At 76.4% G+C, this 7955-nt stretch carries 6 protein-coding genes and 1 pseudogene; 5 read left to right on the plus strand and 2 right to left on the minus strand.

Annotation, left to right across the window (positions count from 1 at the left end; all coding sequences use genetic code 11):
• Positions 1-24: 24 nt before the first annotated feature.
• On the minus strand, positions 25-2319 hold the full coding sequence (locus J1M44_RS00485) for an MMPL family transporter (protein WP_002858395.1): 2295 nt from the start codon (positions 2317-2319) through the stop codon (positions 25-27).
• 64 nt (positions 2320-2383) lie between these two features.
• Here J1M44_RS00485 and J1M44_RS00490 point away from each other — a divergent pair, with 64 nt between their 5' ends.
• From J1M44_RS00490 to J1M44_RS00505, 5 genes and pseudogenes are all read left to right on the plus strand, one after another.
• Positions 2384-2860 carry a MarR family winged helix-turn-helix transcriptional regulator gene (locus tag J1M44_RS00490; RefSeq protein ID WP_002858392.1) on the plus strand — a complete coding sequence of 159 codons (477 nt, stop codon included), beginning with the start codon at positions 2384-2386 and terminating at the stop codon, positions 2858-2860.
• On the plus strand, positions 2857-3369 hold the full coding sequence (locus J1M44_RS00495) for a hypothetical protein (RefSeq protein WP_002858391.1): 513 nt from the start codon (positions 2857-2859) through the stop codon (positions 3367-3369). Before J1M44_RS00490 ends, J1M44_RS00495 begins: the two co-directional genes overlap by 4 nt.
• 110 nt (positions 3370-3479) lie before the next feature.
• Positions 3480-6461: an MMPL family transporter gene (locus tag J1M44_RS00500; protein ID WP_274607844.1), complete on the plus strand. Its 2982-nt coding sequence runs from the start codon at positions 3480-3482 to the stop codon at positions 6459-6461.
• A 17-nt stretch (positions 6462-6478) separates the two neighbouring features.
• A pseudogene (locus J1M44_RS11810) lies at positions 6479-6580 on the plus strand (hypothetical protein); the annotation flags it as partial.
• A 250-nt stretch (positions 6581-6830) separates the two neighbouring features.
• Positions 6831-7832: an aminotransferase class IV gene (locus J1M44_RS00505; RefSeq protein ID WP_002858384.1), complete on the plus strand. Its 1002-nt coding sequence runs from the start codon at positions 6831-6833 to the stop codon at positions 7830-7832.
• Here J1M44_RS00505 and J1M44_RS00510 read toward each other — a convergent pair.
• Positions 7829-7955 (minus strand): integrase core domain-containing protein (locus J1M44_RS00510; protein WP_144819830.1); only part of this gene is annotated, 127 nt, incomplete at its 5' end. The two genes, J1M44_RS00505 and J1M44_RS00510, sit on opposite strands and share 4 nt — an antisense overlap.

Consider the following 7955-nt stretch of genomic DNA (forward strand, 5'->3'; position numbering starts at 1 on the left):
CGGGCCCTCCGTCGCCGTCCGGGCTCAGGCGGCCCGCGCCGGCCACCAGACGCGCGGGCCGATGTCCCGCACGAGCGCCGGGATCAGCAGCGTGCGCACCACCAGTGTGTCCAGCAGCACGCCGAAGGCCACGATGAACGCCAGCTGCACCATGAACATCAGCGGGATCACCGCGAGCGCGGCGAAGGTGGCCGCCAGCACGACGCCGGCCGAGGTGATGACCCCGCCCGTGACGGTGAGGGCGCGCAGCACGCCCGCCCGCGTGCCGTGCCGCGGCGTCTCCTCCCGCGCCCGGGTCATCAGGAAGATCGTGTAGTCGATCCCGAGGGCCACGAGGAAGACGAAGCCGTACAGCGGCACGGTGGGGTCGGCGTCCTCGAAGCCGAACACGTGCCGGAACACGAGGGCCGAGACGCCCAGGGCCGCACCGAAGCTGACCACGGTGGCCGCCACGAGCAGCACGGGCGCCAGGAGCGAGCGCAGCAGCACCGCGAGGATGGCCAGCAGCATCGCGAGGATCAGCGGGATGACGACCCGCAGGTCGCGCTGCGTGGTGACGTTCGTGTCCAGCGCCTGGGCCGCCGGGCCGCCCACGAGGATCTCGCCCGAGGTGGGGAGATCCGCGAGCCGGTCGCGCAGGCGGGCCACGGTCTGCTGCGCGGCGAGGGACTCGCCCGGGTCCGCCAGGGTGGCCGAGACCAGCACGCGGCCGTCCACCACGCGAGGCTGCGGCTCCGGCGCGGACGCGGCGCCCGTCCCGCCCTCCGCCTCGAGCGCGCCCGGGGGCGGGCCCGCGGCGGTCCCGGGGGCGTCCGCGGTGACCTCCGCCTCGGCCACGCCGGGGTCCTCCGCGACGGCGGCGAGCACCGCCTCGGCGTCCCCGGCCGGGGCGAGGATCTGGGCGGGGGCGCCCGCGCCGGCGTCGAAGTGCTCGCTCAGCAGCGCCTGGGCCTGCCGGGCGTCGGAGTCGCCGAGCAGCACGTCCTCCTGGGCGACGCCGCCTGCGCGCAGCTGCAGCAGACCGCCGCAGAGGGCGAGGAGCACGACCGTCGTGGCGACCCAGACGAGACGGGGCCGGCGCGCGACGACGGCGCCCACCCGCGTCCACACCCCGTGGTCCTCCTCGAGGCCGGCGACGGGTCGGCCCGCGCCGTCGAGCGGCGGGGTGAAGGCCCGGCCCCGGGCGGCACGGCGCTCCGCGCGACGGCGCGCGCGCTCGGGGGACGGGATCGTGGGCCAGAAGGCGGCACGCCCGGTCAGCCGCAGCAGCGCCGGCAGCAGGGTCAGGGCGGCGAGCCACGCGAACGCCACACCCGTGGCGGCCACGGGGCCGAGGGAACGCGTCGAGTTGAGGTCCGAGGCCATCAGGATCAGCAGGGCGAGGGCCACGGTCGAGGCGGACGCGGTGATCGCGCCGAAGGACCCGCGCACGGCGGCCCGCAGCGCCTCCCCGACGTCCGCCCGGACCAGCAGCTCCTCGCGATGCCGGGCCACGAGCAGGAGGCAGTAGTCGGTGGCCGCGCCGATCACGAGGATCGAGAGGATGCCCTGGGCCTGGCCGTTGAGCTGGATCCAGCCCGCCAGGGCCATCCCGTAGACGGCCACGATCGCGCCGCAGAGCGCGGCCACGGCCGTCAGGAGCACGAGGACCGGCAGCAGCACGGAGCGGTAGACCGCCACGAGGATCACGAACACCACGACGAGCGCCACGAGCAGCAGCAGCCCGTCGATCCCCGCGAATGCGCCGCCCAGCTCCGCGACCAGGCCCGCCGGACCGCCCACGTGCCACTCGGTGTCTGCGGCCACGGTGCCGGCAAGGGCGGGGTCGGCGCCCGCCGGGTCCGCCACGACCTCCCGCAGGTCGGCCACCACGTCGGCCACGGGCCGCTCAGCCCCGGCCGAGGAGTCGACGAAGGCCAGGAACTGCACCGCCGCGCCGTCGTCGGAGGGGATCGGGCCGGCGACGTCGGCCACGCCCGGTACCTCGCCCAGCCGGCCCGCGAGGTCCGCGAGCGCGGGGAAGGCGGCCGCGGGGTCCGCGGTGCTCGCCGGGCCCACGACGACGGCGGGCACGGCCTCGCCGTCCTGGAACGCCGCCGCCTCCTCCCCCGCGCGGGTGGACTCCGCCGACGCCGGCAGGAAGGTGGCCTGGTCGTTCGAGGAGACGTCGCCGATCCTGCCGAACACGGGGCCGCCCAGGCCGAGCACGGCGAACCAGACCACGGCGAGCGCCGCGGCCAGGCCCAGCCGCAGCCCCCGGGAGGGACGCCCCGGCGCGGCGGGGGTGCGGTAGGCGGAGAGGTCAGGCGGGGTGGGCATGCCACCGAGCGTAGGGGATGGTTCGATGATCAAACAACCATGGGGGCTGGCTAGACTCCCGGCCATGACCACGCAGCCCCCCTCCGCCCCCGCGGAGCACCTCGCCGTGGTCCACGCGCTGCGCGTCTTCAGCGAGAGCGCGGAGCACGCCGTCGACGAGGCCGGCCGCGGCGTCGGCCTGCACCGCACGGACCTCAGAGCCCTCGCGTACCTGATGGCCCGCGCGACGGCCGGTGAGCCCGTCACGGCCTCGGACCTCGGCGCCCACCTGCACCTCACCCGGGCCTCGGCCACCGCCCTCGTGGACCGCCTGGCCGCCGCGGGCCACGTCCGCCGCCGCCGGGACGAGGGCGACCGGCGGCGCGTGCTGGTGGAGCACACGGACACGGCCCGCCGCGACGGACAGCGCGCATTCGAACCGATGTCCCAGCGGCTGAGCGCCGCCCTCGAGGGATTCTCCGCCGCGGAGCTGCGGGCTGCGGTGCGGGTGCTCGAGGCGGCCACCGTCGCACTGACGGACCCCGCACCGGAGGACCCGTGACCCGACCGGCGCTCATCGGCCTGGACGGCCGCTCGGGGTCGGGCAAGACCGTCCTCGCCGCCGCGCTCGCGGCCCGGATCGCACCGTTCGCGCGGGTCGACGTGATCGCGATCGAGTCCATGTACCGGGGCTGGGACGGACTGGCCGCGGCGGTGGGCGACGACGGCCCCTATCCGGCCGTCGTGCGCGCGCTGCGGGAGGGCGGCACGGCGACCTGGACCACGTGGGACTGGCACCGCGCCGCACCCGGTCCGCCACGGCGGACCGCGCCGGCCGACGTCGTGGTGTGCGAGGGCGTGGGCGCGCTCAGCACCGCCGCCCGACCGCTGCTCGACCTGGCGGTGTGGCTCGAGCTCGAGACCCCCGCGCGACGCACGCGGGCGCTGGCCCGGGACGGCGACACCTTCGCCCCCCACTGGGACCGCTGGGCCGCACAGGAGGAGGACTACCTGGCCCGGCACGCCCCGCGTGCCGCGGCGGACCTGATCCTGCGCCTGCCCTCCACCTGACGGCGGCGCCGCCCGGACCGGAGCGGTGCGCTCCGCTTAGGTGTAGCATCGGAGGCGGCGCGCCGCGTCCGGCCGCGTCCCACCCCAGCGCACGGAGACCTCCCCTTCCCATGGCGACACTGCTCTACCGTCTCGGCCTCGGCGCCGCCCGCCGCCCCCTCCTCGTGATCCTCGCCTGGGTGCTCGCCCTGGCCCTCGCCGTCGGCGGATTCCTCGCCTTCGGCGGCACGCTCTCCTCCACCGTCACCATCCCCGGCACGCCCACCGCCCAGGTCACGGACCGCCTCAAGGAGGAGTTCCCCGAGGCCTCCCGCGGCAGGGGCCAGGTCGTGTTCACCACCGAGGACGGCTCCCCCCTGACCGACGCCCAGCGCGAGCAGATCACCGCCCTGCTGGACGACGTCGCCGAGCAGCAGGCCGTGGAGGGCGTCGTGGACCCGTTCGAGGCCCAGGCCCAGCGGGACGACGCCCGCACCCGGCTCGACGAGGGCCGCACCGAGCTGGCCGACGGCGAGCAGCGCCTCGCGGACGGACGCCAGGAGATCGAGGACGGCCGGGCCGAGCTCGAGCGGCGCGCGGCCGAGGCCGACGCGGGCGAGCAGCGCCTCGCCGAGGCCGCCGCCCAGCTGGACGAGGGGCAGGCCACGCTCGACGCCGCGCGCGCCGACCTCGAGGAGCGCGGCCTGGAGGCCCTGCCGGCCGACGCCCTGGCCCCGCTCCGGGAGGCCGAGCAGAAGGTGGCCGACGGCCAGGAGCAGCTCGACGCCGGCCGTGCCGAGCTCGAGGAGCAGGCGGAGCGTCTCGAGGCCGGCCAGGCCGAGATCGACGCGCGGCGTCAGGAGCTCGAGGCCGGGCAGGCCGAGCTCGGCGACCGGTGGACCGAGCTCGAGGCCGGGCAGGCCGAGCTCGACGCCCAGGCCGAGCAGCTGGCCGCGGGCCGCGCCGAGCTCGAGCAGGCCCGGGACGCCGCGCTGGCCGAGGCCGAGGCCGCCGGCATCCCGGCGGAGCAGGTCGCCGCGCAGTTCGCCGACCAGGAGGCGCAGCTCGCCGCCGGCGAGGCACAGCTGGCGGCCGGTCAGGACCAGGCCGACGCCGCCCGCGCCCAGCTGGAGGCCGCCCAGGCCGAGGCCGACGCGGGCGCCGAACAGCTCGCGGCCGCCCAGGCCAAGGCCGACGACGGCGCCGCCCGGCTCGCCGCCGGCCGGCAGCAGCTGCAGGAGTCCGAGGCCGAGCTCGAGGCCGGCCGCGAGCAGGTGGCCGCGGGACGGCAGCAGGCCCTGGACGCGGCCGAGGCCGAGCTCGACGCGCAGCAGCAGAAGATCGACGAGGGCCGGGCCGAGTACGAGCAAGGCGTCGCCGAGCTCGAGGACGGCCGGGCCCAGCTGGCCGCCGGCGCGGAGCGCCTGGACCAGGCCGAGGCCGACCTCGCCGACGGCCGCGCCGAGCTGGACGACGGCCGCGTCGAGGCCGAACGCGGCGAGCGCACCCTGGCCCTCGCGGAGGACTTCCGCACCGTGTCCGAGGACGGCAGCACCGCCGTCGGGATCGTCACCTTCACGACGCCGACCCTGGACGTGACCGCCGAGGACAAGGAGGCGGTCACCGGCGCCCTCACCGGCGCGGACATCGACGGCGTCACCGTGCATCCCTCCCAGGAGCTCAACGCCACCGTGCCCTCCCTGCTCGGCCCGGGCGAGGTCGTGGGCCTCGTGGTCGCCGCGATCGTGCTGATGGTCATGCTCGGCACCCTCGTGGGCGCGGGCCTGCCGCTGGTCAACGCGCTGGTGGGCGTGGGCGTGGGCGCCTCCGGGGCGCTCGCGTTCTCCTCCGCCGTGGAGATGATGTCCGTGACCCCGGTGCTCGGGGTGATGCTGGGCCTGGCCGTGGGCATCGACTACGCGCTGTTCATCGTCAACCGGCACCGCCAGGAGCTGCGACGTGGCACGGGCCTGCACGAGTCGATCGCGCTGGCCACCGGCACCTCCGGCAACGCCGTGGTGTTCGCCGGCGTGACCGTGGTGATCGCCCTCGCGGCCCTGAACGTCACCGGCATCGGCTTCCTGGGCCTGATGGGCACGGTGGGCGCGGTCTGCGTGGCCATCGCCGTGCTCGTGGCGGTGACCCTGACCCCGGCCCTGCTGGCCCTGGCCGGCCCGCGCGTGCTCTCCCGCCGGGAGCGCGCCCGGCTCACCGACACCTCCCCGGCCGTCGGCGAGGGCGCCCACGCCGTGCGCCGCGCCCACCGCCGCGCCACGCTGTCCACGCCGACCGCCCTCGCCACGGCGCTCGCCTCCGTGGCCCTGCTCGTCCTCGTGGCCGTGCCGTTCTGGTCCATGCGCCTGGGCCTGCCGGACGGCGGCTCCGAGCCCGAGGGCTCGGACTCCCAGCTCGCCTACGAGCTCACGGCCGAGAAGTTCGGCGAGGGCTACAACGGCCCGCTCGTGGTCACCGTGGACCTGCCCGCCGGCCTCGACGAGGGGCGCGCCACGGACGCCCAGCTCGACGTCGGCGAGCAGCTGGCCGCCCTCGACCACGCGCACGCCGTGGTGCCGGCGGGCTTCAACGAGGACCGCACGGTCGCGATGTACCAGGTGCTGCCCGAGGAGGGGCCCAACGCGGTCTCCACGGAGGAGCTCGTGCGCGAGCTGCGGTCCCTGGACCCGGCCGGCGACGCCTCGAACCCGGGCGTGGCGGGGGTGACCAGCGGCTTCATCGACGTCTCGGACACCCTGGCGGAGGCCCTGCCGCTCTACCTCGGCGTGGTGGTGGGCCTGTCCCTGCTGATCATGATCCTGGTGTTCCGCTCCATCCTGGTGCCCCTGATCGCCACCGGCGGCTTCATGCTCTCGGTGTTCGCGGCGATGGGCGGCGTGGTGGCCATCTACCAGTGGGGCTGGCTGGGCGCCCTGTTCGGCGTCCACAACCCGGGGCCGGTGCTCAGCTTCCTGCCGACCATCATGGTCGGCGTGCTGTTCGGCCTGGCCATGGACTACCAGCTGTTCATCGCCTCCGGCATGCGCGAGGCCTACGCACACGGCCTGCCGGCCCGCCAGGCGGTGCTGTCCGGCCTGCGCTCGGGCCGCGCGGGGTGATGGCCGCGGCGATCATCATGATCTCCGTGTTCGGCGGCTTCATCTTCGCCGAGGACGCGATGATCCGCCCGATCGGCTTCGGCCTGGCCTTCGGCGTGCTGCTGGACGCGTTCGTCGTCCGGCTGCTGCTGATGCCGGCCCTGATGCACCTGCTCGGGGACGCGGCGTGGTGGCTGCCCCGGTGGCTGGACCGCATCATGCCGGACGTGGACGTGGAGGGCGCCCAGCTCGAGCGCGCCCACACCCCGGGGCACCCCTCCGGCCCCCTCCGGCCCCGCCCCGGACGGCGGCGCCCACCGGGCCTGACCGTCCCTCCTGACGCCCGCCCCCGGCCCCGATCGGCCGGGGGCGGGCGTCTATCCTGGGCGGATGCGTCCCACCTCCTTCTCCCCCGCCGCCGGCTCGCCCGTCCTCGTCCTGCTCGAGACGGACGCGAACGGCGCCCCCGCCCCGCGGCTCGCGGACCCGGCCGTCCCGCACCTGAGCGTCACGGACCAGGGGGTCACGCGCGGCGACGGCATCTTCGAGACGGCGCTCGCCGTCGCCGACGGCCTCGGGACCCTGCGCATGCGCAAGCTCGGAGCCCACCTCGGCCGGCTGGCCGCGTCCGCCACCGCCCTGCAGCTGGCCGCCCCCGAGGCGGCGGCGTGGGAGGCCGCCGTCGCGCTCGGCCTGCGGGCGTTCACCGAGGCCAACGACGTCGCGCCCGGGGACCGCCTCGCCGTGCGCCTGACCGTCACCCGCGGCCCGGACGCGGCCCCCGGCGCGGTGCCCGCGTCCACCGCGTGGGCGCTGCTGAGCCCGGCCCCGGCGATCGAGGACGAGGAACGGCAGCGGGGGCTGCGGGTGCTGCTGCTGGACCGCGGCATCGACTCGCAGGCTCCCGAGCGCTCCCCGTGGCTGCTCACCGGCGCGAAGACCCTCTCCTACGCCGTGAACATGGCCGCCCTGCGCCACGCCCGCGCCCACGGCGCCGACGACGTCGTCTTCACCAGCGCGGACGGCTACCTGCTCGAGGGCCCCACCTCCACGGTGCTGATCGTGCGCACCGGGGAGGACGGCGTCCGCCGCCTCCTCACCCCGCTGCGCCAGAAGGGCATCCTCGCCGGCACGTCGCAGGCCGTGATCTTCGCGGCCGCCCACGCGGAGGGCTGGGAGCTCGGCTACGGCCCGCTCGTCCCGGCGGACCTCAAGGGCGCCGAGGGCGTCTGGCTCGTCTCCTCGGTGCGCGGCGTCCTGCCGGTGCGCGCCGTCGACGGCGTCGAGATCCCCGTGGACCACGCGCTCACCGGCATGCTGCAGGCCCATCTGGACGCCGACGGCGACCCCGGCCGACACGTCAGCGGCGACCCGGTGCCCACCGCGGGCTAGGTGTAGGAGGGCATGACGTTGTTGACTCGGGCCGGTGCCAACGAGGTTGGCGGGGCGTCCCCGCAGGAGGTATGAGGCCGATGGTAGTTGTAGTGGTTCACCCACACCGCCAGGGCCTCACGC

Origin of the sequence: Micrococcus sp. KRD128, assembly GCF_017168395.1 — a bacterium.
GTDB lineage: Bacteria > Actinomycetota > Actinomycetes > Actinomycetales > Micrococcaceae > Micrococcus > Micrococcus luteus.

Excerpts from the sequence above, each read along its gene's own strand:
- J1M44_RS00485 (WP_002858395.1), bottom strand. The coding sequence starts at position 2,319 with ATGCCCACCCCGCCTGACCTCTCCGCCTACCGCACCCCCGCCGCGCCG.
- J1M44_RS00490 (WP_002858392.1), top strand. The coding sequence starts at position 2,384 with ATGACCACGCAGCCCCCCTCCGCCCCCGCGGAGCACCTCGCCGTGGTC.
- J1M44_RS00500 (WP_274607844.1), top strand. The coding sequence starts at position 3,480 with ATGGCGACACTGCTCTACCGTCTCGGCCTCGGCGCCGCCCGCCGCCCC.
- J1M44_RS00505 (WP_002858384.1), top strand. The coding sequence starts at position 6,831 with ATGCGTCCCACCTCCTTCTCCCCCGCCGCCGGCTCGCCCGTCCTCGTC.